Origin of the sequence: Actinoplanes nipponensis, from assembly GCF_016862275.1 — a bacterium.
GTDB lineage: Bacteria > Actinomycetota > Actinomycetes > Mycobacteriales > Micromonosporaceae > Actinoplanes > Actinoplanes nipponensis.
The window spans coordinates 36,036-61,291 of the sequence record NZ_BOMQ01000031.1; the positions used below are offsets into that span (position 1 = coordinate 36,036).

The 25,256-nt window shown below is 74.3% G+C and carries 19 protein-coding genes; 9 read left to right on the top strand and 10 right to left on the bottom strand.

What is annotated here, in order from left to right:
- The first annotated feature begins 16 nt into the window (after window positions 1–16).
- The gene (locus Ani05nite_RS13800; RefSeq protein ID WP_203768453.1) at window positions 17–1,024 is read left to right on the top strand and encodes a LacI family DNA-binding transcriptional regulator; all 1,008 of its coding nucleotides are present in this window, start codon (window positions 17–19) and stop codon (window positions 1,022–1,024) included.
- An 84-nt stretch (window positions 1,025–1,108) separates the two neighbouring features.
- Window positions 1,109–1,393, top strand: a complete 285-nt coding sequence (locus Ani05nite_RS13805) for a hypothetical protein (RefSeq protein ID WP_203768455.1) — start codon at window positions 1,109–1,111, stop codon at window positions 1,391–1,393.
- On the opposite strand, the gene Ani05nite_RS13810 is transcribed toward Ani05nite_RS13805, so the two are convergent.
- Window positions 1,377–1,946 carry a TetR/AcrR family transcriptional regulator gene (locus Ani05nite_RS13810; RefSeq protein WP_203768457.1) on the bottom strand — a complete coding sequence of 190 codons (570 nt, stop codon included), beginning with the start codon at window positions 1,944–1,946 and terminating at the stop codon, window positions 1,377–1,379. The two genes, Ani05nite_RS13805 and Ani05nite_RS13810, sit on opposite strands and share 17 nt — an antisense overlap.
- Before the next feature lie 202 nt (window positions 1,947–2,148).
- Here Ani05nite_RS13810 and Ani05nite_RS13815 point away from each other — a divergent pair, with 202 nt between their 5' ends.
- Window positions 2,149–3,789, top strand: a complete 1,641-nt coding sequence (locus tag Ani05nite_RS13815; RefSeq protein WP_203768459.1) for a CocE/NonD family hydrolase — start codon at window positions 2,149–2,151, stop codon at window positions 3,787–3,789.
- Window positions 3,790–3,916: 127 nt separating this feature from the next.
- Here the strand turns inward: Ani05nite_RS13815 and Ani05nite_RS13820 are convergent, their stop codons facing one another.
- Window positions 3,917–5,317 carry an MFS transporter gene (locus Ani05nite_RS13820; protein WP_203768461.1) on the bottom strand — a complete coding sequence of 467 codons (1,401 nt, stop codon included), beginning with the start codon at window positions 5,315–5,317 and terminating at the stop codon, window positions 3,917–3,919.
- Between the two features lie 97 nt (window positions 5,318–5,414).
- Here Ani05nite_RS13820 and Ani05nite_RS13825 point away from each other — a divergent pair, with 97 nt between their 5' ends.
- Window positions 5,415–6,617 (top strand): acyltransferase family protein, encoded by a 1,203-nt coding sequence (locus Ani05nite_RS13825; protein WP_203768463.1) that lies wholly within the window; start codon window positions 5,415–5,417, stop codon window positions 6,615–6,617.
- Here the strand turns inward: Ani05nite_RS13825 and Ani05nite_RS13830 are convergent.
- Window positions 6,583–8,238 carry a rhamnogalacturonan lyase B N-terminal domain-containing protein gene (locus Ani05nite_RS13830; protein ID WP_203768465.1) on the bottom strand — a complete coding sequence of 552 codons (1,656 nt, stop codon included), beginning with the start codon at window positions 8,236–8,238 and terminating at the stop codon, window positions 6,583–6,585. The two genes, Ani05nite_RS13825 and Ani05nite_RS13830, sit on opposite strands and share 35 nt — an antisense overlap.
- 173 nt (window positions 8,239–8,411) lie before the next feature.
- On the opposite strand from Ani05nite_RS13830, the gene Ani05nite_RS13835 reads away from it, so the two are divergent.
- Entirely contained in the window at window positions 8,412–8,888 is a 477-nt protein-coding gene (locus Ani05nite_RS13835) for a sigma factor-like helix-turn-helix DNA-binding protein (protein ID WP_203768467.1), read from the top strand.
- Entirely contained in the window at window positions 8,885–9,718 is an 834-nt protein-coding gene (locus Ani05nite_RS13840; protein WP_203768469.1) for a serine/threonine-protein kinase, read from the top strand. The genes Ani05nite_RS13835 and Ani05nite_RS13840 overlap by 4 nt, the downstream gene beginning before the upstream one ends.
- A gap of 10 nt (window positions 9,719–9,728) precedes the next feature.
- Here Ani05nite_RS13840 and Ani05nite_RS13845 read toward each other — a convergent pair whose 3' ends face one another.
- From Ani05nite_RS13845 to Ani05nite_RS13870, 6 genes are all read right to left on the bottom strand, one after another.
- On the bottom strand, window positions 9,729–11,201 hold the full coding sequence (locus Ani05nite_RS13845) for a pectate lyase (protein WP_203768471.1): 1,473 nt from the start codon (window positions 11,199–11,201) through the stop codon (window positions 9,729–9,731).
- 86 nt (window positions 11,202–11,287) lie between these two features.
- Complete coding sequence (locus Ani05nite_RS13850) at window positions 11,288–12,421, bottom strand: AI-2E family transporter (RefSeq protein WP_203768473.1); 1,134 nt, start codon at window positions 12,419–12,421, stop codon at window positions 11,288–11,290.
- A gap of 50 nt (window positions 12,422–12,471) precedes the next feature.
- The gene (locus Ani05nite_RS13855) at window positions 12,472–13,338 is read right to left on the bottom strand and encodes a carbohydrate ABC transporter permease (RefSeq protein WP_203768475.1); all 867 of its coding nucleotides are present in this window, start codon (window positions 13,336–13,338) and stop codon (window positions 12,472–12,474) included.
- The gene (locus Ani05nite_RS13860) at window positions 13,338–14,339 is read right to left on the bottom strand and encodes a carbohydrate ABC transporter permease (RefSeq protein ID WP_203768477.1); all 1,002 of its coding nucleotides are present in this window, start codon (window positions 14,337–14,339) and stop codon (window positions 13,338–13,340) included. Before Ani05nite_RS13860 ends, Ani05nite_RS13855 begins: the two co-directional genes overlap by 1 nt.
- On the bottom strand, window positions 14,339–15,736 hold the full coding sequence (locus Ani05nite_RS13865; RefSeq protein ID WP_239129877.1) for an ABC transporter substrate-binding protein: 1,398 nt from the start codon (window positions 15,734–15,736) through the stop codon (window positions 14,339–14,341). The genes Ani05nite_RS13860 and Ani05nite_RS13865 overlap by 1 nt, the downstream gene beginning before the upstream one ends.
- A gap of 87 nt (window positions 15,737–15,823) precedes the next feature.
- On the bottom strand, window positions 15,824–16,663 hold the full coding sequence (locus Ani05nite_RS13870; RefSeq protein ID WP_203768479.1) for a rhamnogalacturonan acetylesterase: 840 nt from the start codon (window positions 16,661–16,663) through the stop codon (window positions 15,824–15,826).
- A gap of 219 nt (window positions 16,664–16,882) precedes the next feature.
- On the opposite strand from Ani05nite_RS13870, the gene Ani05nite_RS13875 reads away from it, so the two are divergent.
- The 3 genes from Ani05nite_RS13875 to Ani05nite_RS13885 all read left to right on the top strand — a co-directional run bounded on the left by Ani05nite_RS13875 (window position 16,883) and on the right by Ani05nite_RS13885 (window position 22,738).
- Window positions 16,883–19,207, top strand: a complete 2,325-nt coding sequence (locus Ani05nite_RS13875) for a glycoside hydrolase family 9 protein (protein ID WP_203768481.1) — start codon at window positions 16,883–16,885, stop codon at window positions 19,205–19,207.
- 76 nt (window positions 19,208–19,283) lie between these two features.
- Window positions 19,284–21,737, top strand: a complete 2,454-nt coding sequence (locus tag Ani05nite_RS13880; RefSeq protein ID WP_203768483.1) for a glycoside hydrolase family 3 N-terminal domain-containing protein — start codon at window positions 19,284–19,286, stop codon at window positions 21,735–21,737.
- A 185-nt stretch (window positions 21,738–21,922) separates the two neighbouring features.
- A complete protein-coding gene (locus Ani05nite_RS13885; RefSeq protein WP_239129879.1) occupies window positions 21,923–22,738 on the top strand; it encodes an ATP-binding protein in 816 nt (271 codons plus the stop codon).
- A 36-nt stretch (window positions 22,739–22,774) separates the two neighbouring features.
- Here the strand turns inward: Ani05nite_RS13885 and pepN are convergent, their stop codons facing one another.
- Window positions 22,775–25,219: an aminopeptidase N gene (gene pepN, locus Ani05nite_RS13890; protein WP_203768485.1), complete on the bottom strand. Its 2,445-nt coding sequence runs from the start codon at window positions 25,217–25,219 to the stop codon at window positions 22,775–22,777.
- Window positions 25,220–25,256 lie beyond the last annotated feature (37 nt).

Here is a 25,256-nt window from a genome sequence, read left to right on the forward strand (position 1 = left end):
ACGGTAGGTTCTCAGGATGCCCCGGCAGCGTCCCGTCACCATCCGCGACGTGGCCGCGCTGGCCGGCGTCTCGGTGGGCACCGCCTCCAAGGCGCTCAACGGGCGCGGCTCGCTGCGCGCGGACACCGTCGAGCGGGTGCGCGCGGCCGCCGCCCGGCTGGACTTCCGGCCCAGCCAGGCGGCCCGGGACCTGCACGCCGGGCGCACGTACACGGTCGGCATGATCACCACGGACACCATCGGCCGGTTCAGCATCCCGCTGCTGATCGGGGCCGAGGACACCCTGGGCGGCGGCCAGATCTCGGTGCTGCTGTGCGACGCCCGCGACGACCCGATCCGCGAGCAGCACCACCTGCGCGTCCTGCTCGGCCGCCGGGTCGACGGCATCATCGTGACCGGCCGGCGGGCCGGCACCCGGGCCTCGATCGGCACGGGCCTCGGCGTGCCGGTCGTCTACGCGTTCCTCGCCTCGGCGGAGGAGGGCGACTGCTCGATCGTGCCGGACGAGGCCGGCGGGGCCCGCCAGGCCGTGGACCACCTGCTGACCGTCGGGCGGCGGCGCTTCGCGCACGTCACCGGCCCGGAGCACCACCAGTCGGCCCGGGTCCGCGCGGACGCGACCGTCGCCCGCATCGCCGAGGCCGGCGCCGAGCTGGTGACCGCCCCGCTGTACGGCGAGTGGAGCGAGGCCTGGGGACGGCAGGCCGCCGGCATCCTGCTGGCCCAGGGCGCCGCCTTCGATGCGGTGATCGGCGGCAACGACCAGATCGCCCGGGGCGTGGGCGACGCCCTGCGCGAGGCCGGCCGGCCCGTCCCCGCCGAGGTGGCCCTGACCGGCTTCGACAACTGGGACGTCATGACGCTGGCCAGCCGGCCCACGCTGACCAGCGTCGAGATGGACCTGACCGGGCTGGGCCGGGCCGCCGCCGGGCTGCTGCTGCGGGCCATCGACGGCGAGCCCCGGCCCGGCCTGCACCGGCACCCCACCCAGCTGGTGATCCGCTCCTCGACCGTGCCCTCCTGACCCACGCCGCGCACCCGCCGCAGATCCGCCCCCGAATCCGCGTCCTGGGCCTGCCACCAGGGCATCTGCTTGTAGATTGCGGGGGTGGACGACGGCGGCACGCGGGCAGCGCGGGACGGCCCCGGCGGCGCCACCTCCGGCGGGCTCGGCGCGGTGTGCCAGGCCGTGGGCGAGCTGCTGCGGGCCCAGGAGTGCCTGATCGAGTCCCTCCGGGCGCAGGGCCTGCTCGACGCCCGGGCCAGCGGCGTGCTGGCGGCGATCGACCAGCTGCTGGCCGAGACCGACGATGCCGCCCGCCGCGCCGCCACGACCGTCCACTGTGTTCCGGGGCGGGCCGGCCCGGGCGCCGGAGCTACGTCGCGCGGTTGAAGACGCCGTCGAGCAGCAGGTCGATGCACCGATCGGCGGCGGCCCGGGCGCCGGCCACCTCCTCGGCGCTCTCGGTGACGCCGTGCACCATCGCGAACAGCAGCAACAGGTCGGCCGGGGCCACGTCGCGGCGCACGTACCCGTGGCTCTGCGCCCGCCGCAACGGTTCGCGGAAGGCCGCCAGCAGACGCTTCTGGTACTTGTCGCGGGCGCCGGGGTCGAAGCGCCGGGCCAGCAGCACCAGCGGGCGCATCGTCACCTGGGTGTGCAGCACCTCGCGGAGCAGGTCGCGGAACAGCGACGGCAGGCACGCCTCGCTGCCGGCGAAGGTCTCGAGCCGCTGCAGGTGGTGGTCGATGACCGCGGCGGCCAGCGCCGGGCGGTCCGGGAAGTGCCGGTAGAGGGTCGCCTGGCCGACCCCGGCCCGCCGGGCGATCTCCGGCATCGGGATCACCGAGCCCGCGCTGGTCATGACCTCGCTCGCGGCCCGCACGATGGCCGCGCGATTGCGCTGGGCGTCGCGGCGACGCGCGGGCAGGGCACCGTACAGCACCGGTCACGCTCCTCGGACTGGCGTCGTATGTTACCTACCGGTAACGAGAATGTCACCACCTTCAATTTCTCGGTACCGCTTCCTACGCTGCCGCCACCGAACCACCGCTGCCCCGCCGCAGCTCGCCACCGGTGCGCGCAGAGCCCGTCGTCATGTGCGCCGCCGCGACCCCACGACACCCTCCTGTCCCCAAGGAGCGCGCATGGCGCCTCGTCGTCTCCCCCTGCTCATCTCCCTGTCGGCGCTCCTGACCGGCGCCCTGCTGACCGGCAACGCCGCCCCGGCCGCCGCGACCACCACCGCGCCGTCCCGGACCACCGCCGTGACCACCGTCCCGGCCCGGGCCACCGCCGCGGACGCGCTCGCCACGACCGGGCCCCGCTTCGCCGACATCGCGACCGGCGGGCCGGTCCTCAAGGCCAACGTCGTCGCCCCCGCCGGGGCCGGCCGCTACCCGGCCGTCGTGCTGCCGTCCAGCTGGGGCCTCAACGACCTGGAGTACCTGGCCCAGGCGAAGCTGCTGGCCGCCCGCGGGTACGTCGTGGTGTCGTACACGCCGCGCGGGTGGTGGCTGTCCGGCGGCGAGATCGACACCGCCGGCCCGGCCGACATGGCCGACCTGAGCACGGTCATCGACTGGACGATCGCCCACACCGCCGCGGACCCGGCCCGCATCGGCGCGGCCGGGATCTCGTACGGCGCCGGGCTCAGCCTGCTCGGCTCCGCCTTCGACCCGCGCATCCGGGCCGTCGCCGTGATGAGCGGCTGGACCGACCTCAGCTACTCGCTCTACGGCGACCGGACCCGCCACCAGCAGGCCCCCGGACTGCTCAAGCTGGCCGCCGACCTGCTGGGCCACCCCGGCCCCGAGCTGACCGGCAAGCTCGGTGACTTCGCCGCCAACCGCAACGTCGAGGAGGTGCTGGCCTGGTCCCGGGCCCGCTCCGCGGCGACCTACGTGGACGCGATCAACGCCAACCGGCCGGCCGTGCTGATGGCCAACGCCTGGGGCGACTCGTTCTTCCCGCCGAACCAGCTCGTCGACTTCTTCGGCCGGCTGACCGGGCCCAAGCGCCTGGAGTTCCGCCCCGGTGACCACGCGATCGCCGAGCTCACCGGCATCCTCGGCCTGGACAACGCGGTGTGGACCAGCGTCTTCCGCTGGTTCGACCAGTACCTGGCCGGCATCGACACCGGCATCGGCGCGGAGCCGGCGGTGCAGATCAAGCCGTACAACGCCGCCGCCGAGGGCTACCCGGCCTGGACCGCGCTGGCCGCGACCACCCGCCGGTACGGCCTCGGCCGGATCCGCCTGCTCGACGGGACCGGCCTGCTCGGCGGCGCGCCCGGCGCCGGCTGGACCAAGACCCTGCCCACCGACCTCAACACGACGGCCGACGGCGGCGCGGTGCTCATCACCAACGGGCTGTCCGCGTTCACCGGCCGGCAACCGACGATCTGGCTGCCCACGGTCAGCCGCGCCCGCGCGGGCGTCTGGGCCGCCGAACGGCCGGCCACGGTCCAGCACATCCGCGGGATCCCGAAGCTGCACCTGGAACTGAGCGGCACGGCGGCCCGCGGCACCGTCGTGGCCTACCTGTACGACCTGGACGCGCTGGGCAACGCCGGCCTGATCACCCACGCGCCCGTCACCTGGCTCGATGCGGCCGGCGGCGACCGCGCGGTGGACCTGGCGCTGCCGGCGACGGCCTTCGACGTGCCGGCCGGGCACTCCCTGACGCTGGTGGTCGACACGGTCGATCCCCTGTACTACGACGAGAACGCGCCGAACGGCTCGGTCACGATCGGCGGGGGCTCCTATCTGGACGTTCCGCTGCGGTAGGGAACGTTCCCTCCTGGGCCGGACCGTCCGCTGCAGCCCGGCGGCCGGTCCGGCCCAAGCCGCGCACGACACACCCCCTCACGCATCCTAGGAACCTGGTTCGATACGGTGTGCGGGCCGCGGGAGGTCAGCGGTTGTCGGCGCCCCGCGGTGATCTGTCTGCCGCGTCCTCATCACGATCCGCTGTGCCCCGGCCCGTACCCGCCCGCCTCGGCACCAGCACCAGCGCGGTGCCACCGGCCAGGCCCGCCGCCACCGCCCACGCCGTCGCCGTCCCCGCCCGGGAGCCGCCGACCGTCGCCGCGAGCAGCAGCAATCCGGCCACCCCGAGCGCGGTCCCCAGCTGGGCGCCGGTGTTGAGGACCCCGCTCGCCGTCCCGCCGAGCTCCTCCGGCACGTCGGTGCCGATCGCCGTGGCGGCCACGGACGCCGTCCCGAGCCCGATCCCGGCCACCGCCACCCCGGCCACGATCCCGGCGACCCCGCCGTAGGTCGCCACCAGCAGCAGGTTGCCGGCCGCGATCCCGCCCAGGCCGGCGGCCGCCAACCACCGGACGCTCAGCCGGGCCCCGAGCGGTCTGGTCAGCGCCGAGCCGGCGACGACGCCCAGGCTGAACGGCACCAGGGCGAAACCCGCCCCGACCGCCGAGACGCCCAGGTCGCGCTGCAGCGCCAGGGTCGCGAGCACCCCGGCGGAGCTGGTGGCGGCGGTGTTGACGAACGAGACCGCGGTTCCGGTCCGCAGGTTGGCCGACGCCAACGCCGCCCGCGGCACCAGCGGCGCGCGCGCCCGGCGCTGCCGGGCCACGAAACCCGCCCCGGCCGCCAGGCCCGCCGCGACCAGCAGCCCGCCCGTCGTACGGCCGGCCGGGCTCTCCAGCAGCGACGCGCCCACGATGAGGGTCATCACCGCGCCGGTCAGCAGGGCCGCGCCGGGCAGGTCGAGGCGTACCCGCTCCGGGGCCCGCGCCGCCGGCGCGACGACCACCAGGACGGCCACGACCAGGACCAGGCCCACCGGAAGGTTCACCCAGAAGACCGCGCGCCAGCCCAGGATCCCGGTCAGCACGCCGCCGACCAGCAGGCCCAGCGCGCCCGCGGCCGCCCCGCTCGCGCTCCACGCCGCCAGGGCGCCGCGCCGCTCGTCCGGCTCGGGAGCCGCGTCCAGCAGCAGGCGCAGGGCGGACGGGACGCTGATCGCGGCGGCCGCACCCTGCAACCCGCGGGCCGCGACGAGCTGGACGATCTCCCGCGCGCTCGCGCCGACGAGACTGACCAGCGCGAACGCCACGCAACCGGCCAGCAGCACGCGGCGGTGGCCGTACCGGTCGCCGAGCCGGGCGCCGACCACGAGCAGGCCGCCGAAGAGCATGGCGTAGGCCGTCGCCAGCACCGGCGTCGCCTCGGCGGGGGCCGACACCCCGGCCAGCATGGCCGGCAGCGCCGTGATCCCGCTGGTCACGCCGAGCACGTCGACGAACTGGATGCCACAGAGAACGGCGACCGCCCGCCGGGAGCCTCCTGTCATGGCGGCACGCTACCGGAAGCTTTTCGGGCCGTTGGCCCCTGGCGTACGGCGGCCCGGTGTGACGGGATGGCGCTGTCGCCCCAGGAGGGAGGGGACGGTGGCAGTGCCCGCGACGCCGACACCCGGCTGTCCTCCGCCCGCCGTGCGGCTGGTGTCGCTCGACGTGATCCGGGTCGCCGTCGTCGCCATGGTGATCGTCCACCACGCGGCCCAGCCGTACGGGCCCGGCGGCGAGTGGCCGGTGCGCGACGCCGCGCACAGCGACTGGTTCCGTCCCTTCTACACGGTCAACGCCGCGGTCGGGCTGGGCCTGCTGTTCCTGATCGCCGGCCACTTCGTCCCGCAGTCCCACGACCGCAAGGGCCCGCGACGGTTCCTGCGCGAGCGTGCGAGCCGCCTCGGCCTGCCGCTGCTGGTCTTCGGCCTGGCCGCCAACCTGCCCATCGCCCTGGCCACCGAGCGGCCGCGCTCCCCGCGCGACTTCGCCGCCGCCCTGTACGCCGACGCGTGGATGCCGCTCTACCTGCACCTGTGGTTCGTGGCGCACCTGCTGCTCTACTCGGCGGTCTACGTCGTCTGGCGGCGGTACACCGGCCGGACGCCCCGGACCTGGCCCGCGCCCGGGCACCGCGCGATCCTGGTCTTCGCCGTGGGCCTGATCGCGGTCACCTGGGCGATCCGCCTCCGGTACGCCGTCGACGAATGGGTGCCGCTGGGGGTGATCCCCGCCGAGCCGGCCCGCCTGCCGCAGTACGTGACCCTGTTCGTCCTGGGCGCGATGGCCGGCCGGGGCGGCTGGCTGCGCGCGCTGCCCCGCCGCGTGGGCCTGGTCTGGCTGGCCGTGGGCCTCGCCGCCGCGGCCGGCATGGTCGCGGTCCAGACGATGGCGCCGCCCGGCTGGCACTTCAACGAGCTGGCGAACGGCGGCCCGGGCTGGCAGTCACTGGTGCGCTGCACGCTCGAGGGGTTCATCTGCGCCGGCCTCGCGGTCGGCCTGCCGGTGGCCGTCCGCGAGCTGGCCCGCCGGCCGCTGCGGGTGGTGTCCGCGGCGGCGGCGGCCAGCTACGCGGCGTACGTCCTGCACCTGTACATCCTGGTGCCGCTGCAGGCCGCGATGACCGGGCCGGACGCTTCGCCGTTCGTCAAGTTCGGGATCGTGGCGGTGCCGGCCGTCCTGCTCTCGTTCGGCGCCGCGCACCTGTCGCGCCGGGTGCCGGGCCTGCGCCGCCTGCTGGGGACTGCGCCGCCACCCCCGCCGGCGTCGCTCAGGCCGGATCCAGGGACAGGGCGTCGTAGATGAAATCGGGGCTGAGGAAGCCGTCGCCGCTGCTGCCGCTGAGCACCGACAGCGACAGCGTGTTGGTGCCGGTCCGCAGCGCGCCGGCCGGGATCGCGAACGTGTAGGTGGTGTTCACCCCGCGCCACGTGCCGCGGGTGACGCCGCGGGAGTTCAGGTCGACCGGGGCCGGCGACGCGGACGCCGGGGAGGTGTAGCCGCCGATCGACACCGCGGGACGGCCGCCGGCGAAGCCCGCGGTGGTGGCGACGCGCAGCCGGACCCCGCCGGCCGGCACGGCGGTCAGCCCGAACGTGAGCCCCAGCGGGGAGTTGACCGACTTGAACTGGGCCATCGGGAACGCGGCGGCGCCGGCCGAGGCGGCGACCGGGCCGGTGGTCCAGGCGGCCATCCGGGTGTCCGACGGGTGCATCGTCTCGATCTTGTCGGCGTTGCGGAAGCCGGCCGGGGTGCCGTCGATCGTGCCCAGCTGGAGCAGGCGGCCGGGGGCGGGGACGTCGCCGGACAGGGCCAGGGTGGTGGTCGCCCCGGCGGTCACGGTGAGCGTCCTGGTCGCCCCCACCGCTAGCTCGCCGGCGTACAGGGTCGCGGTGTACGGCCCGGGGCGGATGTGCCCGATGACGAAGCTGCCGGCCTTGGACGGGCCCCAGTACTGGCCGTTCGGGCCGGACAGCACCACCGTGCCGCTCAGGCCGCGCCAGTTCCCGCCCGCCGTGCCGGTCACCCCGCCGCGCTGGGCGTTGGAGAGCAGGCCGGGGATGTAGGCGGAGAGGAAGTCCAGGCTGTGCGGGGCGGGCGCGGCGCCGTCGGTCAGCGCCATCGCGTACGGGCCGTGCAGGCCCAGCCGCAGCGCCTCGGTCTGCTGATGGCCGCTGAACATGTAGTGGGTGAGGTTGACGGCCGTACCGGTGTCGTTGACCTCGATGTCGCGGAAGAACGGGCCGCCCGAGCTCATCTCGTGCGTGCCCGGCACCAGGTAGACGCCGTGGCCGTTGCCGGCGGCGCCGAAGGGCCGCTGCGCGATCGTCCGCTGGGAGCTGTAGAACTTGGACGCGGTCCGGCCGTCGGCGAACCGGAAGACGTCGGAGCCCTCGACGGTGGCGGTGGCGCCGGCCGTCCGGGCGGCCGCGGGCGAGCTGGTCAGCAGCTTGGCGTCGAGCCGGCTGATGAACCGGGCCTCGCCGGGGTTCAGCGCCCGGGTGATCGCGGTGGCCAGGTAGAGCGTGTTGTCGCCCTTGCGCGCGAAGTAGTACTGGGTCACGCCGATGCCGGTGTTGGCCACGGTGACCAGCAGGGCCTGGTCGCCGAAGGTCCGGGACGTCACGGCCGCGGACGACCAGCCCGACTGGAACTGCCCGGCGGCCTGCCCCGGCGCGGCCAGCTCGGTGCCGTTGTGCCGCAGCGAGGTGAGGTTGCCGTTCGTGGCGCTGACCGTGAAGCTCATCCCGGCGCCGCTGTCGAAGGTCACGTCGGCGGCGGCCGAGGCGAACGGCTGCCCGCCGAGCAGCCCGGCGCCGGCCACGACCGCCAGCGCGACGAGGCCGCCGGCCAGCGCCCGGCGGCGGCCGCGGCGCACGGGCGGTCGGTGCGGGGCAACGGCCGGGGACGAGGGTTCGGAGATCATGCAACCGCCTGACTCGGGACGCCGGTGACCTTCCTAGGTGGCCCGGGCCGCCGGAAACGTTGCCCGCCGGCCGGGAAATTCTTCGAGACCCCGATCGCATTGCCCGCCCGCCGCCCCGGCCTCTACGGTCATCGGATCCCGCGGTGGCGCGGGGACCGAGGGAGGCGGTGGCGATGTCCGGTGACGGCCCGGCCTTCGACGCCTTCTTCGAGCAGCGGCACGCCGAGCTGTCCCGGTTGGCGTACCTGCTGACCGGTGACGCGGCAGCCGCCGACGAGCTGGCCGCCGACGCGCTCGCCCGGCTGCGCCGCGAGTGGCCCCGGCTGGGCGGCGACGACCCGGCGGCTCACGCCCGCGGCACGGTGGCCGCGCTGGCCCGCCACCGCGATCGACGGTGGTGGGGCGGACGCGGGGACGAGCCGGGCGCGACGGACCTGCGCGGCGCGCTGCGCCGGCTGCCGCACCGGCGCCGGGCCTGCGTGGTGCTCCGGTACGCGTTCGGCCTCAGCGACGCCGAGGCGGCCCGGGCGCTGGGCATCTCCCCCGCCACCGTGCGGAGCCGGACCGCGCGCGGCGTACGGCAGCTGTCGGAGCTGGTCGGCGGCTCGCCGCAGGTCACGCGGCTCGGCGGCCGGGAGGCGACGCGATGAGGAGCTACCCGGAGCTGTCCGCGCACGAGCTGCGGAGCCGGCTGGGCGACCTGGCCGCCGAGCACCGGCCCGACCGCGCCGGCATGCTGCACCGGATCGCCGGGCAGCGCCCCGGTTCGCCGGTCGCCGAGCGGCCGCCCGCCGGTCAGGCGCTGCGCCTGGCCGGGTCGGCGCTGGCCGTGGCCACCATCCTCGGGGTGGGCGGGGTGGCCCGCTGGGCGCTCGCCGACGGCCCCGGGCCCGGCGTCCCGCCCGCCGGCGCCGCCTCGGCCACCCCCTGGCCGAAGCCCTCGGCGAAACCCACCACGGGCCTCACCACCGGCTCCGCGACGGAGGCGAACCCGCCGCGGGCCACCGCGCCGGTCCGGCCGCCGGGTGGCCGGACGCGGTCCGCGGCGCCGCTGCCCGGCACCGGCGCGCCGCGGACCGGGCGGCCGCAGCCGGAGCCGGTCTGGGCGGACGGATCGATCAACCCGAACACCGACGACACCGAGGGCCGCAGCGAGATCACCGTGAAGGTGCGCGAGCCGCTGTCCGCGCTGGAGGTGACGGTCCGGGTGGCGCCGACCGCCGGGCTCACCGACCGGGGCGCCACCCACGACGTCCCCGCGGCGACGATCGACGCCGGGGTGGTCCGGGAGCGGGAGGCGCTGGTCTACCGCTTCACGCTGGCCGGCGGCGCCCCGCTCGCCGCGGGCACGTACGTCTTCACCGTGCGGTACGGCTACGACAACGAGGGCGGCCGCGACGCGGGTGACGACACCTACCGGGTGACCGCCACGACCGCCGCCGCGGCCGCCGGGGTGGAGCTGCGCGGGGACTTCGCCTGAGCGGCGCGGCTCAGCGGAGCACGATGCCGGTGGCCACGCAGCTCACCCCGTCCGGGACCTTGCTCACCTCGGTGGGCTCGCCGCTGGTCACGCCCTTGAAGCTGGCGCAGATGACCGTCTTGGCGGTGCCGCCGACCACGGTGACGTCGCTGATCCGCGCGGTGTCGCCGAGGTTCGGGTTGATGCCGACGAGCGTCTTGAGCGGCGCCGTGACGGTCACGTCGGACACCTGCACGTGGCGGGCGAACTGCTTGCCGCAGTTGCCGCACGAGCGGTACAGCTTGCCGATGTCGGCCGCCTGGAAGTTCTTGATCACCATGGTGCCGGGGCCGTTGTGCTGGAAGGTCTTGTCCGAGGCGTGCATCGCGCCGCCGCCGTCCACGGTCATGGTCTGGCTCGCCGCGGTGCCCTTGAAGGTGGCGGCGTCCTCGCCCACGTCCTGCCACCACACGTTGCGCAGCGTGCAGCTGCCGAGGCAGTGCACCCCGTCCGCGGCCGGCGTGCCGATGATGACGTTGGCCAGGGTGGCGCCGTCGGCCAGCTGGAACATCGGGTCCTGACCCTCGTCCTGGCCGCCGTCGCCCAGGGCGGCGCCGCCGACGAAGCGCACGTTGCCGCCGTCGAACGAGCCGGTCACCTTGCGGGTGGCGGTCAGCGTCTCGGTCCGTACCGGCGTCGGCCACGAGGTCGCGGCCGGGGTCGCGGAGGCCGGGGCGGTGGTCGGGGTGGTGGTCGGGGCGGTGGTCGGGGTGGTGGCCGGCTTCGAGGGCGGCGCGGTCGCCGGCGCCGTGGTGGGCGGCGCCACGGTGGCGGTCGCCGGCGGCGGGGTCGTGGTGGGAGCCGGGGCCGGGAGGCCGGCGGACGCGCTCACCGACACGTCGTCGAAGGAGGCGGCCGCGTGGGTCGTGAGCAGGCCGATCCGGCCGGCGCCGAGCGAGCGCCCGCCGACGTCGCCCACCACGACGCCGTCGACCGAGCCGCGCACGCGGGCGCCGGTCACGTCCAGCCGCACCTGGTGCCAGCCGGTCGCGGCGGCGGCCAGCGGCAGCGTGCTCAGGGTGGTCACGGCCGAGCCGCGGACCTCTTCGAGCCGGGCCGCGCCGGGGACCAGCACGAGCCGCTGGAACCGGCTCGAACCGGTGGCCCGGGCGGCCAGGCCGGCGGCAGCGCCGCTCGCGGTCAGGTCGTCGGCCCGCACCCGGGCCCGCACCGTGTAGTCGGTCCAGCCGGTGTCGCCGGCGAACATCCGGGCCAGCTCGCTGCCAGGGTTGCCCTGGCGCAGCACCCCGCCGGCCACCGACCAGGCGCCGCCCGACTTCGACCAGCCCGCCGTGTCGCCGTCGGAGAAGTCGTCGGTCAGCGACGTGGCGCCGGCGAAAGCGGTCGCGGTGACACCCACCGCCGCGACCACCACCGCCGCGAACCCGCCGATCACCGCGGTGCGCCGCCGGCCGCGTGGGCGGGCCGCTGTCTCGTGTTCCATCCGTCTGCCTCCCGATCTTGGTCAACAGACAGCGGGTGGTCCCCCGCGGGCGGGAAGTTGCCAGCGGAGGTCTTATGTGACCGCGGTCACGGCGCCACCGGGGCGGCTCCCGGCTCGGGCTCCGGCAGCGGGTCCGGGTCGGGCGCCGGCGCCGGGTCCGGCTCGCTGAGCTGCTCGCGCAGGTAGCTCCAGCACACCGCGATCAGCGCGGCGACCGGCACGGCCAACAGGCTGCCGACGATCCCGGCCAGGCTGCCGCCCAGCGTGACGGCCAGCAGCACCACCGCCGCGTGCAGGCCCAGACCCCGGCTCTGCACCATGGGCTGGAACACGTTGCCCTCGAGCTGCTGCACCGCGACGATGATGCCCAGCACGATCAGCGCGTCCACCGGCCCGTTGAAGACCAGCGCGATCAGCACCGCCACGAAACCGGCGAACAGCGCGCCGACGATCGGCACGAACGCGGTCACGAAGGTCAGCACGGCCAGCGGCAGCACCAGCGGCACCCCCACGATCCACAGGCCGACGCCGATGAAGACGGCGTCCAGCAGGCCGACGAACGCCTGCGAGCGCACGAACGCGCCGAGGGTGTCCCAGCTGCGCGCGGCCACCGTGGGCACGTCGACGGCGAGCCGGCCCGGCAGCTGGCGGGTCAGCCACGGCAGGAACCGCGGCCCGTCCTTGAGGAAGAAGAACATCAGGAAGATCGCCAGCAGGGTGGTGACGATGCCGTTGACCACGGTGCCGACGCCGGTCACCGTCGCGGTGAGGATGCTGCCGACGCTGTTCTGGATGCGCTGCACGCCGGCGTCGAAGGCCGAGTTGACCTGGGCGTCGCCGATGTTCAGGGGTGGGCCGGCGGCCCACTCGCGCACCTTGGAGATGCCGTCGACGACACCGTCGGCCAGGTCGCCGGCCTGCGCCGCCACCGGCACCGCGATCAGCACGATGATGCCGGCCGCGACCAGCAGGGACACCAGCGTGACAGTGGTCGCGGCCAGCGCCGGCCGCCACCCGTGCCGGCGCAGGAAGCGGGCCAGCGGCCAGGTCAGGGTGGTCAGCAACAGGGCCACCACCAGCGGCCAGATCACCGACCACATCTTGCCCAGCAACCACAGGGCCACCCCGGCCATCACCAGGATCACCAGCAACTGCAGGGAGATCCGCGCCGAGGTGCTCAGCGCGGACCGGGTCTTCGTGGAGCTCAACGATGCTGGCATGGCACCACCCTAGGGATCATCGCCACCCGCCCGCATGTCGAAACGCCCGCTCAGCCCTTGTCGGCCCCCGCGGTCAGGCCCTCGGTCAGCAGGCGCTCGGCGGCGAAGAAGAGCACCACGATGGGCAGGGTCAGCACCACCGAGCCGGCCATCAGCACCGTCTTGCTGACCTCGATGCCGCCGGAGAGCTGCGCCAGGCCCAGCGACACCGTCCAGTCGTTGCGGTCCTCGACCAGGAACAACAGGGCGAACAGGAACTCGTTCCAGGCGATCATGAACACGTACAGGGCGTTGGCCATCACGGCCGGCGCGGCCAGCGGCAGGATCACCTTGCGGATCGTCTGCAGCCGGGAGTAGCCGTCGACCGCGGCCGCCTCCTCCAGGCTCACCGGGATCGTCGACAGGTAGTTGCGCAGCATGTAGATCGACACGGGCACGGTCTGCGCGATGTAGACGATGGTCAGCCCGGCCAGCGAACCGCGCAGGCCCAGCCGGGTGAACAGCACGAACAGCGGGATGGCCAGCAGGATCGACGGGAACAGGTAGACCGCCAGGAACAGGAAGTGCACCTGGCGCCGGCCGACGAAGCGCAGGCGGCTGACCGCGTACGCGCCCGGGATCGACACCAGCAGGGTCAGCGCGGTCGCGGCGATCGAGACCATCGCCGAGTTCCCCAGGAACCGCAGGAAGCCCTGCCCCCCGGAGCCGGCCGGGGTCAGCACCTCCCGGTACGTCGAGACGGTCCACTCCGCCGGGCCGACCCACAGCTGGCCCGGGTTCTGCAGCACCTCCTCGATCGGGCGCAGCGACAGCAGCAGCATGTACAGGAACGGGAACAGCGTCACCCCGACCAGCCCGGCGATGACCACCCAGCGCAGAACGCCGAACACCCGGGTCTCGACGGCCGCACGGTCCATCAGTCCTCCTCGCCTTCCACCCGGGGCGCCATGAACCGCAGGTACACGACGAGCAGGATGACCAGCCCGAACGCCAGCACCAGGGCCTGCGCCGAGGCGGCGCCGATGTCGAAGCGGGCGGTCAGGAACTGGTAGACGCGCACGCTGACCACCTCCGTGCCGGCGCCGCCGCCGGTCAGCAGGTAGACGTCGTCGAACTTGTTGAAGGTCATGATGAAGCGCAGCACGGTCAGCAGCGCGATGACCGGGCCCAGCTGCGGCAGCAGGATGTGGCGGAAGATCTGCGTCGGCGCGGCCCCGTCGACCAGCGCCGCCTCCTCCAGGTCGCGCGGCACGGCCTGGAGCCGGGCCAGCAGGAACAGGAACGCGAAGGGGAAGTACCGCCACGCCTCGAAGGCGATCACCGTCAGCAGGGCCAGCGGCACGTCGAAGTGCCAGCCGAACAGGGACGCGTCGTACTCGCGCTGGCTCAGGAAGGCGATCGGGCGGTCCCAGCCGAGGAAGCGCGTGCCCCAGTTGTTGGCGATGCCGAACTGCGGGCTGAGCATGATCTCCCAGACGAAGGTCACCGCCACCACCGGGGCCACGTACGGCAGTAGCACCGAGGCGCGCACCAGCGTGCGGCCGCGGAACGCGCCGCGCAGGGCGAGCGCCGCGACCAGGCCGAACAGGATCGAGAAGAACGTCGCCCCGATGGTGTACGCCAGGGTGGTCCACAGCGACGACCAGAAGCCGGGCGAGCTCAGCACCAGCTTCAGGTTGGCCAGCGTGTACTCGCCGAAGAAGCCGGCCCGGCGCAGGTTGATCAGCCGGATCCGCTGGAAGGCCAGCATGACCGTCCACAGGATGGGCAGCACCACGACGACCAGCACCACCACCAGGGTCGGCGACAGGTAGGCCAGGCCGGCCCGGTTCTCCTGCTGCCGCCGGGTCAGCGGCCGCTTGCCCCGCGGGGCCTCCGCCGCCGGGGAGGCGGTGCTGGGCGGCTGGGTGGCGACCATCACTCGAGCGACTTCTGGATGTTCTTCACGTCGTCGGCGGCGCGCTTGGCGGCGCCCGCGGCGTCCAGCTCGCCGCCGGTGAGGGCGTTGACCGCCTTCGGCACGGGCAGCTCGCCCAGCGTCGCGCCGACCAGCGCCCCCTGCTTCTGCGGGAACCCCCAGCGCTGGAACGTGTCGGGGCTCTTCTGCAGCGCGCTGATGACCTCCGGCGGGTAGACGTCGCCGAGCGGCTTCTTGGTGTCCACCCCGGCCGGGAGCTTGTTCCAGGCGTCGGTGAACTTGGTCGCCTCCTGCTGGGTGCCCTTGCGGACCGGGAACTTGCCCTCGGGCGCGATGCCGAGCCAGCCGGGATAGCCCTCGTTCATCATGTAGGAGACGAACTTCTTGGCGTTCTCGGTGTTCTTGCCGTCCTTGGTGATGGTCCAGCTGGTGATCTCGCCGAACTGCGCCGGCCGGCCGCCGGGACCGGCGACGGCCGTGACGATGCCGCTGTTCTTGGCCAGGTACGCCGGATCCGACTTGCACTGCGCGCAGGTGGGCAGCGCGTCCTTGCGCAGCCCGGCCATCTCGTCGAGCAGGAACGAGGACCAGACCACCATCGCGGCCTTGCCGGAGAAGTAGGTGGCCCGGGTGGTGTCCACGTCCTGGGCGCCGGGCACCGAGAAGTTCTTGATCAGGTCGCCGTACAGCTGGAAGGTCTGCACGCACTGCGGCGAGTCCAGGGTCACGGTCTTGTCGGCGTTGACCAGCTCGCAGCCGTTGCCGAGGGCCAGGTTCTCGAAGGTCTGCTCGGTGAAGGCGTCGTTGGGGACGGTGGCCAGGCTGATCCCGGCGACGTCCCTGGTGTTCAGCTGCTGGGCCGCCTGGCGGATCTTGTCGTAGGTGTCCGGCGCGGCCAGCCCGGCCTTGTCGAACAGGTCCTTGCGGTAGAAGAGCAGCTGGGCCCAGCCGTCGGAGGGCACGGCGAGCTGCTTGCCGTCCTGGTTGGTCAGCTCCAGGGCGCGCGGCGAGAAGGTGCCGGCGCCGAGTGAGTCCACGACGGCCTTGCTCGCCCCGGTGTCGAGCAGGTCGTTGGTGGACATCTGGGCCACCGCGCCCAGCGGCAGCGCGCCGACCACGTCGGGCAGGCTGCCCGCGGCCGCCGCCGAGGTGATCAGGCTGCTGAACTGGTTCTCGTCGGTGGCCACGATCTTGACCTTGACCCCGCTGGCCGCGGTGAACTTGTCGGCGATGGCCTGGGTGGCCTGCACCCGGTCGGTCTGGTTCTCCAGGCTCCACACGGTGAGGGTGCCCCCGCCGGAGCTGTCGCCGCCGTCGTCCCCGCAGCCGGCCAGCGAGGCGGCGACGAGCAGTCCCACGGCCGGCAGGCGCCACCAGTGTCCACGATCGATCTTCACGAGATGTCCTCTCGGTGACGCATCGATGTCACTTGCTACCGACGCATCACATCAAGGACTTCCGCGGGCTGCAACCGGTGCGGCCGGTCAGCTCTCGGCGGGCCGGGTCGCGGGCCAGACGAGCACGTCGTCCGGGATGGTGGTTTCGCGCAGCGCCCGGCAGTCGCGGCCGGGCAGCATCCGGCCCTCCGCCACCACCAGCCGGGCCACCTCGATCGCGCCGTGCGCCTGGAAGTGGGTGTTGTCGGCGACCCCGGCCGGGTAGTTCGGGGACACGCCGGCGTCCAGCCAGAGGAAGTGGCTCTTGGTCGCCTCCGGCCCCAGCGCGCCCCAGCGCGCGAACGACGAGGCGGTGAGGTCGATGAGCGGCGTCCCGGTGCCGGCGGCCAGCGCGCGCATGGCCGCCGGATACTCGCCGTGCGACTGGTACGGCACGCCGTCGGCGGTGAAGCGGCGCCGCTCGACCGGGGTCACCAGCACGGGCCGGGCCTGCCGGGACCGGGCGCCGTCGACGTACCGGCGCAGGTAGTCCTGGAAGGCGCCCCAGGGGTCGGTGCCGCGGGCCGGGTCCTCGACCTTCTCGTCGTTGTGCCCGAAGGAGATCAGCAGGACGTCGCCGGGGCGGATCGCGGCCAGGATGCGGTCGAGGCGGCCCAGGTCGGCGAAGCTCTTCGAGCTGGCCCCGGAGAGCGCCTCGTTGACCACGCGGATCCCGGGCCGGAGGAAGACCGGGAGCGCCTGCCCCCAGCCGGCCCGGGGCGCGTCCGCGACCGCGTAGGTGGCCGCGGTCGAGTCGCCGGCCACGAAGACCGTGCGGCGGGGTGGCCGGTGGCCGGCGTCCGCCGCGCCGGCGCCCGCGAAACCCAGCCCTCCGGCCACCGCGCCGCCGAGGGCGGCCCGCAACAGCGTCCTGCGATCAAGCGTCATGCCCGCCATCCAATCAACATCCGTCGATCCAGGCAAGCGCTTACCTCAAGACCGCTGGCGGCGCCGGGGCCGGGGCGCGCGGGGGCGGGACGGAGCCACCCGGAAATCAGGACTTCACAGGTTCGTCATCAGGCGGTTAAATCGAGGGACAGCGATATGGGAGCGCTCCCATAAGCGGACAGGAGCCCACCGTTGTCCCGTTCACGCCGATATCTCGTGATGTCCTTCGTCGTCCTGCTGCTCGGCTCGCTGGGGATCGCGCTGGCCGCGCCCTCCGGAGCCGCCGCGGCGCCCACCTACAGCTACGGCGAGGCCCTGCAGAAGTCGCTGTTCTTCTACGAAGCCCAGGTCTCCGGGCCCAAGCCGGCCTGGAACCGGGTCTCCTGGCGCGGTGACTCCGCGCTGCGCGACGGCGCGGACGTCGGCCTCGACCTGACCGGCGGCTGGTTCGACGCCGGCGACCACGTCAAGTTCGGCCTGCCGATGGCCTTCACCACCACCATGCTGGCCTGGGGGGCCGTGGAGAACCGCGCCGCCTACGCCGCCTCCGGGCAGCTCACCCACCTGCTGAACAACCTGCGGGTGCCCAACGACTACTTCATCAAGGCCCACCCGGCGCCGAACGTGCTCTACGGGCAGGTCGGCAACGGCGACGCCGACCACAAGTGGTGGGGACCGGCCGAGGTGCTGCCGATGGCGCGGCCGGCGTACAAGATCGACGCCAGCTGCGGCGGCACCGAGCTGGCCGCGGAGACCGCGGCCGCGATGGCCGCCAGCTCGATGGTCTTCCGGCCCACCGACCCCGGGTACGCCGACACGCTGCTCACCCACGCCAAGCAGCTCTACACGTTCGCCGACACGGTCCGGAAGAGCTACCACGAGTGCATCACCGACGCGACGTCGTTCTACCGCTCCTGGAGCGGCTACGCCGACGAGCTGGTGTGGGGCGCCATCTGGCTGCACCGGGCCACCGGGGACGCGGCCTACCTGGCCAAGGCCGAGGCGGGGTACGACGCGCAGGGCAACGAGAACCAGACCAGCACCAAGATGTACAAGTGGACGATCTCCTGGGACAACAAGCAGTACGGCAGCTACGTGCTGCTGGCCCAGCTGACCGGCAAGCAGAAGTACATCGACGACGCCAACCGCTGGCTCGACTGGTTCACCGTCGGGGTCAACGGCGAGAAGGTCCGTACCTCCCCCGGCGGGATGGCGGTCGTGGACACCTGGGGCGCGCTGCGCTACGCGGCCAACACCGCCTTCGTCGCCCTGGTGCACAGCGACCATCTCGCCGACGCGGTCCGCAAGGCGCGCTACCACGACTTCGCCGTCAAGCAGATCGACTACGCGCTGGGCGCCAACCCGCGCAAGTCCAGCTACGTGATCGGGTTCGGCAGCAACGCGCCGAAGAACCCGCACCACCGGACGGCCCACGGCTCCTGGTGGGACAGCCAGCAGGTGCCCGAGCAGACCCGGCACGTGCTGTACGGCGCGCTGGTCGGCGGCCCGTCCGCGCCGGACGACGCGTACACCGACAGCCGCGCCGACTACGTGATGAACGAGGTCGCCACCGACTACAACGCCGGCTTCACCTCGGCCGTGGCCCGGCTGTACGGCGAGTACGGCGGCGCGCCCGCGGCGAACTTCCCGCAGCCCGAGTCGCCGGACCTGGCGGAGCTGTCGGTGGAGACCACGGTCATGCAGAACGAGACCCGCTCGACCGGGGTCAAGGTCATCATCTACAACAAGTCGGCGTTCCCGGCCCGGGCGCTGACCGCGGCCAAGTTCCGCTACTACTTCACCCGTGACGGCGACGCGGCGCTGACCGTGAGCACGCCGTACACCCAGGGGTGCCCCGGCCCGACGGCGGCCCGGCAGTACGCCGGCGACGTCTGGTACGTCGAGGTGGACTGCGCCGGCTACACCATCGCGCCGGCCGGGCAGTCCGCGCACCGGATGGAGGTGCAGCTCAAGATCGGCGTGGTCGAGGGCGGCACCTGGGATCCGGCCGACGACCCGTCGTACCGGGCGGCGGCCGGACCGAACCCGGGCGTGCCGCTGTACGAGGGCGCGACGCGGGTGTGGGGCAACGAGCCCGGCGCCGGGCCGTCGCCGTCGGTCACCCCCTCGGTCACGCCCTCGGTGACGCCGTCCGTCACGCCGTCGGCGAGCCCGTCGGTGACGCCGTCGGCGAGCCCGTCCGTCACGCCCAGCTCCGGGCCGGCCGGGCCCTGCCGGGTCAGCTACCGCACCAGCGACTGGAGCTCGGGCTTCACGGCCGACGTCACCGTCACCAACACCGGCCCGACCGCCTGGAACGGCTGGTCGCTGACCTACGCCTACACCGCCGGACAGCGGATCACCCAGGCCTGGTCGGCCACGGCCACCCAGACCGGAACCCAGGTGACCGTCACCAACGCCGGCTGGAACGCGGCGGTCGCACCCGGCGCGTCGGTGACCTTCGGGATGAACGGCACCCACACCGGCGCCAACCCGCGGCCCACCACCTTCGCCGTCAACGGCGCGGCCTGCACCACCGCCTGAGCCCAGGGCCATGGCCGGGACCACCCCACCGGCCATGGCCCTGGCCCACCTCCCCACCACCAGGAAACAGGACCCCATGCGAACTGCCCTGCGCGCGGCCGTGTGTGCCGCGGCCACCGTGACCGTTCTCGCGGCCTTCGGCCCACCGCCGGCCTCCGCGGCCGCCCTGCCGTACCAGGACCCGGCGCTGCCGGTGGCCCAGCGGGTCACCGACCTGCTCGCCCGGATGACCCTCGACGACAAGATCGGCCAGATGACCCAGGCCGAGCGCGGCGTCATCAGCCCGGCCCAGCTCACCCAGTACCGGGTGGGTTCCGTGCTGTCCGGCGGCGGCTCCGGCCCCGCCCAGAACACCCCGGCCGCCTGGGCCGACATGGTCGACAACTACCAGCGCGGTGCGCTGGCCACCCCGCTGGGCATCCCGATGATCTACGGGATCGACGCGGTGCACGGCAACAACAACGTGGCCGGGTCGACGATCTTCCCGCACAACATCGGGCTGGGCGCGACCCGCGACCCGGCCCTGGCCCAGCGGATCGGCCGGGCCACCGCCGAGGAGGTCACCGGGGCCGGCCAGGACTGGACCTTCGCGCCGTGCCTGTGCGTGGCCCGCAACGACCGCTGGGGGCGCACCTACGAGTCGTTCGGCGAGCAGCCGGAGATCGCCACCGCGATGACCACCGTGGTCGACGGACTGCAGGGCACGGCGCTCAACGGCCCCGCCTCGGTGCTGGCCACGGCCAAGCACTATCTCGGCGACGGCGGCACCACCGGCGGCACCGACCAGGGCAACACCCAGCTCAGCGAGGCCGAGCTGCGGGCCGTGCACCTGCCGCCGTTCACCGCCGCGGTCCGGCGGGGCGTCGGCTCGGTGATGATCTCGTTCAGCAGCTGGAACGGCGCCAAGCTGCACGGCTCCAAGTACCTGATCACCGACCTGCTCAAGGGCGAGCTCGGCTTCACCGGGTTCACCGTCTCGGACTGGGCGGCGATCGACCAGCTCGACGGCCAGCCCGGCTTCACCCAGGCCGAGGTGGTCACCGCGGTCAACGCCGGGCTGGACATGCTCATGGTGCCGGTCGACTGGCAGCTGTTCCTGGGCTACCTGCGGGCCGCGGTGCAGGCCGGGCAGATCCCGATGGCCCGCATCGACGACGCCAACCGGCGCATCCTGACCAAGAAGTTCGAGCTGGGCCTCTTCGAGCACCCGTACGCCGACCGCACGTACGCGTCCACCATCGGCAGCGCGGCGCACCGGGCGCTGGCCCGCGAGGCCGTCCGCAAGTCGCAGGTGCTGCTCAAGAACGCCGGTGGCGTGCTGCCGCTGGCGAAGTCCGGCGGCAAACTGTTCGTGGCCGGCAAGAGCGCCGACGACCTGGGCAACCAGAGCGGCGGCTGGACCCTCACCTGGCAGGGCGCCAGCGGCAACACCGTCCCCGGCACCTCGATCCTGCAGGGCATCCGCACCGCCGTGGGCAGCAACGCCACGGTGACCTACCAGCGCGACGGGACCGGCATCGACAGCTCGTACCGGGCGGCGATCGCGGTCGTGGGCGAGACCCCGTACGCCGAGGGCGAGGGGGACCGGCCCGGGTCGATGAGCCTGGACGCCACCGACCTGGCCACGCTGTCGCGGCTGCGCGCCTCGGGCGTGCCGGTGATCGTGGTGCTGGTCTCCGGCCGGCCGCTCGACGTCGCGGCCGAGCTGCCGAACTGGAACGCCCTGGTCGCCGCGTGGCTGCCCGGCAGCGAGGGCGCCGGCGTGGCCGACGTGCTGTTCGGTGACTACGCGCCGACCGGCAAGCTGCCGGTCACCTGGATGCAGTCGGCCGGCCAGCAGCCGATCAACGACGGGGACGGCAAGACGCCGCTGTTCCCGTACGGCTTCGGCCTGACCTATGCCGGCACCCCGGCCGACACCACCGCGCCCAGCGTGCCCGGCGCCCCGGTCGCCGCCGCGGTGACCGCCACCGGCCTGACGCTGTCGTGGTCCGCCGCGACCGACACCGGCGGCAGCGGCCTGGCCGGCTACGACGTCTACCGGGACGGCACGCTGATCGGCTCCCCCACCGCCGCCTCCTACGCCGTGACCGGCCTGAGCCCGGCCACCCGCTACGAGTTCAGCGTCGCCGCCCGCGACGCGGCGGGCAACCGCTCGGCCCGCTCGGCGGCGCTGGCGGTGACGACCGCGGCCGGCGACACCTCCACCGGCGGCTCGTGCCGGGTGAGCTACTCCACCAACGACTGGAGCACCGGCTTCACCGGGACGGTCGCGCTGACCAACACCGGCACCGCCGCCGTCCCCACGTGGAGCCTGCAGTGGTCGTACACCGCGGGCCAGCAGGTGACCCAGGCCTGGTCGGCGCGGGTCACCCAGGCGGGCGCCGCGGTGACGGCCACCGGCGAGACGTGGAGCCCGGGGCTGGCGGCGGGGGCGACGGTGACCTTCGGCTTCAACGCCAGCCGCGGTAGCACCAACCCACGCCCGGCGGCCTTCGTCCTCAACGGCGTCACCTGCGCCACCGCCTGATCCCCGGGGCCCCGATCCGGGCCGGCGCCGCGCCGGCCCGGATCGACGGCCGCGCCGGGGCGATGCCTGCTGCATGCGGGCTCGATCGGATGAGACTTCCGCCGCCGCATTGACCGTTCTCACCGCGACTCCCAGACTTCGGACCAGGCGTGCCGACGACGCCGGTTCGAGCAGGAGGCAGCGGCATGGAGGGCGAGCCTCCGTACTTCTTCGACCGTGGCGAGAACGAGTTCCCCGGCCTGACCGTCACCCGGGACTGCGACACCGCGGTGCTGGAGGTCACCGTGCACGGCCGCTGGAGCCGGCGGATGGGCCTGGACGTGTACAACCTGCTGCGCCGGTGCCTGGCCGAGCATCCCCCGGCGATCGTCGTCGACCTGAGCGGGCTGAATGACCCCGACGCCGCCAGCGCCAACATGTGGCTGGCGGCCGCCCGGGCGGCGGCCTCGCTGCGGCCGCCGGCCCAGCTGGTCGCCGGCATCCCGCCGGCCCGGCAGCTGGCCGGCCGGCTGCGCTCGCTGGGCGCGGTCCACCAGCTGCCGCTGTTCGCCACCGCCTGGCAGGCGCGGGCCGCCGTCGCCACGCGCCTGCCGCAGACCGAGCGCCTGCACCTGAGCCCGCTGCCGCCCGAGCGCTCGTCGGTCGCCGCCGCCGGCGACCTGGTCGTGGCCGCCTGCGACGCCTGGGGCCTCCCGGCGATCGCGGCGCCCGGCCGGATGGTCATGGCGGAGCTGGCGGCCAACGCCGTCGACCACGCCCGCACCGACCTGGCGGTCACCGTGCTCCGCCGCGGGGCCGGCCTCTACCTGTCGGTCCGCGACGGCGACCCGCGGCTGCCCCGGCTGGTGCAGCCGGACGAGCCCGTCCGTCGCCGCCCGGCGGGCCGCGACCGCGGGCTGTGGACGGTGCACCGCCGGGCCAGCGCCTGGGGCGCCCGGCCGGCGCGCGGGGGCAAGGTGGTGTGGGCGGTCATGCGCCCGCACCGGTCCGCGCCGCGGTGATCGCGGTCCGGGCGCCCACGGCTGACGGTCCGGCCGTCAGCGGCTACCGCCGGCGCGCGAGCGCAGCATCCGGCGCACCAGGTCCGCCCGCTCCCGCAGCGTCTTGCGGACCACCGGGGCGGCCGTCGCGGCCGCCGCCCCGGCCCGGTCGAGGAAGGCCTCGTCGACGCCGAAGAGCGGGAACAGCCGGCGGGTGTACCCCATGGCCGGGATCATGCCGCCCCGGTCCAGGCCGGGCAGCAGGTCGAGGTAGCGGCCGGCGTACGGGGCCAGCAGCTCGTCCTGACCGGGGCTCCAGAACGCCGCGGCGACCGGCCCGGCCGAGCTGACCGGCACCGACCGGTCGACCGCCAGCGCCTGCCACACGGCCGCCTTCTCGCCCGCGTCCGGCGCCGCGGCGCGCACCGCCAGCGCCCGCCACGGCGCGTCCGGGTCGGGATCGCGCGCGAGCAGGGCAGCCACCCCGCCGGCGGTCTCGCCGCCCAGCGCGGCCTCGCGCACCAGCGCGCGCCACCCCAGGTCCGCGTCGTCGCCGGCCTGCTCCCGCAGCCAGGCCACCTCGGCCGGGCTCCCGGCCGCCCGGGCGAACGCGCGCAGGGCGACCCGCCGCCGGCCGCGCTGTTCGCTGAGGTCCCGGCCGGCCGCGGCCACCGCGGCGGTGAGCCCGGCCCGTTCGGCGGGCGGGGCCCACAGCTCGGCGATGTCGCCGGCCATCGTCAGGTACGGCTCGATCACCGCGTCGGAGGTCTCGGCGCGCAGCACGGCCAGCACGCACCCCAGCGCATCGCCGGCGGTGAGCTCCCCGGTGATGAGCATGTCCCAGACCGTGGCCACCGCGACGCCCCGCGAGAGGGCGGTCGGCAGGGCGGGCGCCGCGGCCAGCAGCCCGGCCGTGTCGCCGGCCGCCGGGCGGGTGCTGGCGAAGGTCAGGTCGTCGTCGTTGACCAGCAGGAAGTCCGCCCCGGCGGGCAGCTCGACCGGCGTCCGGGGGCCCTGCACCTCCACCCGCACCAGCGCCGTCCGGGTCAGCCGGTCACCGTCGCGGCGGTACGCGCCGATCCCGACCACCTGCGGCCGCGGACCGCCGCCCGGTCCCCGGGCCGTCAGCACCAGCGCGCCGCCGTCGCGCTCCAGCATCAGCCGGTCGGTTCCCGCGGTCTCCAGCCAGCCCTTGCGCCAGGCGTTCAGGTCCCGCCCGCCGGCCGCGCCGAGCACGTCGACGAGGTCCTGCAGGGTGGTGTTGCCCCAGGCGTGCCGGGCGAAGTACGCGGTCATGCCGGCGACGAAGCTGTCCTCGCCGACGTAGGTCATGAGCTGCTGCAGGACCGAGGCGCCCTTGGGGTAGGTGATCGCGTCGAAGATCGAGGCCGCCTCGGCCACGTCGGCGATGGCCACGCTGATCGGGTGCGAGATCGGACCCTGGTCGGCCAGGTACGCGGTGAGCTTGCCGTCGGCGAGGTGGCTGGCCCACGCGTCGGAGTACGCCGTCGCGCGCTCGGCGGCCCAGTGGCAGGCGAACTCGGCGAACGCCTCGTTCAGCCAGAGGTCCTCCCACCAGCGCATCGTGACGATGTTGCCGAACCACATGTGCGCCATCTCGTGCAGCAGCACCTTGGCCAGCAGCTCCCGCTCGGCCGGCGTGGGCTCGGCCCGGCGCAGGAAGGCGTCGGACCAGGTGACGCAGCCGTAGTTCTCCATCGCCCCGCCGAACTCGGGCATGAAGACCTGGTCGTACCGGCGCTGCGGGAACGGCATGCCGAAGACCCGGCCGTAGAAGCCGAGCCCCTGCGCGGTCAGGGTGAAGATCTCGCCGGCGTCGCGCTCCAGGATCGCGGCCAGCGACCGGCGGGCGAACACGCCCAGGTCCCAGCCGTCGACCTCGCGGCGGATCTCGTGCAGCGGGCCGGCGTTGATGACCGTGTTGTACGGCGACAGCGGCGGCGTGGCGGCAAAGGTCCAGCGGCGGGCCGTGCCCCGCTCCTCCACCCGGGCCCGGCCGGAGTTGCTGGTCACCGTCCAGCCGGCCGGCGCGGTCACGGTGAACGCGTGCGGCGCCTTGAGGTCCGGCTGGTCGAAGCAGGCCCACACGTGGCGCGCCTCGTCCGGCTCGAAGGACATCCAGACGTACACCTCGCCGTCGGCCGGGTCGACCGCCTTGTGCACGCCCTCGCCGGTGGCGGTGTCGGCCTGCACGCTCTCCACCCGCAGGACGTTGTGCCCGGCCAGGCCGTCCAGGACGATCCGGCCGTCGGCGGCGGGGGCGAGCGGGCGGTCGTTGAGGGTGGCGGCGACCACCTCGGCCGCGCAGTCGACGAACGTCTCGGCCCCCGGCTCGCGACAGGCGAAGGTCACCGTGGACACCGACCGCACGAGCGGGCCGGTCGGCAGGTCGGTCAGGTCGACGGCGATGTCGTAGCGTTCGACGGAGATCAGCGCGGCGCGGGTCTCGGCCTCGCTCTGGGTCAGGCTGCGGGTCGGCAATGGTCCTCCTCCAGGATCGCCCCATGGTAGGAGGAGG

What these genes read in the sequence shown, in the direction of transcription:
- Ani05nite_RS13800 (WP_203768453.1), top strand. Translation starts at nt 17, where the DNA reads ATGCCCCGGCAGCGTCCCGTCACCATCCGCGACGTGGCCGCGCTGGCC.
- Ani05nite_RS13815 (WP_203768459.1), top strand. Translation starts at nt 2,149, where the DNA reads ATGGCGCCTCGTCGTCTCCCCCTGCTCATCTCCCTGTCGGCGCTCCTG.
- Ani05nite_RS13820 (WP_203768461.1), bottom strand. Translation starts at nt 5,317, where the DNA reads ATGACAGGAGGCTCCCGGCGGGCGGTCGCCGTTCTCTGTGGCATCCAG.
- Ani05nite_RS13830 (WP_203768465.1), bottom strand. Translation starts at nt 8,238, where the DNA reads ATGATCTCCGAACCCTCGTCCCCGGCCGTTGCCCCGCACCGACCGCCC.
- Ani05nite_RS13835 (WP_203768467.1), top strand. Translation starts at nt 8,412, where the DNA reads ATGTCCGGTGACGGCCCGGCCTTCGACGCCTTCTTCGAGCAGCGGCAC.
- Ani05nite_RS13840 (WP_203768469.1), top strand. Translation starts at nt 8,885, where the DNA reads ATGAGGAGCTACCCGGAGCTGTCCGCGCACGAGCTGCGGAGCCGGCTG.
- Ani05nite_RS13845 (WP_203768471.1), bottom strand. Translation starts at nt 11,201, where the DNA reads ATGGAACACGAGACAGCGGCCCGCCCACGCGGCCGGCGGCGCACCGCG.
- Ani05nite_RS13850 (WP_203768473.1), bottom strand. Translation starts at nt 12,421, where the DNA reads ATGCCAGCATCGTTGAGCTCCACGAAGACCCGGTCCGCGCTGAGCACC.
- Ani05nite_RS13855 (WP_203768475.1), bottom strand. Translation starts at nt 13,338, where the DNA reads ATGGACCGTGCGGCCGTCGAGACCCGGGTGTTCGGCGTTCTGCGCTGG.
- Ani05nite_RS13860 (WP_203768477.1), bottom strand. Translation starts at nt 14,339, where the DNA reads ATGGTCGCCACCCAGCCGCCCAGCACCGCCTCCCCGGCGGCGGAGGCC.
- Ani05nite_RS13870 (WP_203768479.1), bottom strand. Translation starts at nt 16,663, where the DNA reads ATGACGCTTGATCGCAGGACGCTGTTGCGGGCCGCCCTCGGCGGCGCG.
- Ani05nite_RS13875 (WP_203768481.1), top strand. Translation starts at nt 16,883, where the DNA reads ATGTCCTTCGTCGTCCTGCTGCTCGGCTCGCTGGGGATCGCGCTGGCC.
- Ani05nite_RS13880 (WP_203768483.1), top strand. Translation starts at nt 19,284, where the DNA reads ATGCGAACTGCCCTGCGCGCGGCCGTGTGTGCCGCGGCCACCGTGACC.
- Ani05nite_RS13885 (WP_239129879.1), top strand. Translation starts at nt 21,923, where the DNA reads ATGGAGGGCGAGCCTCCGTACTTCTTCGACCGTGGCGAGAACGAGTTC.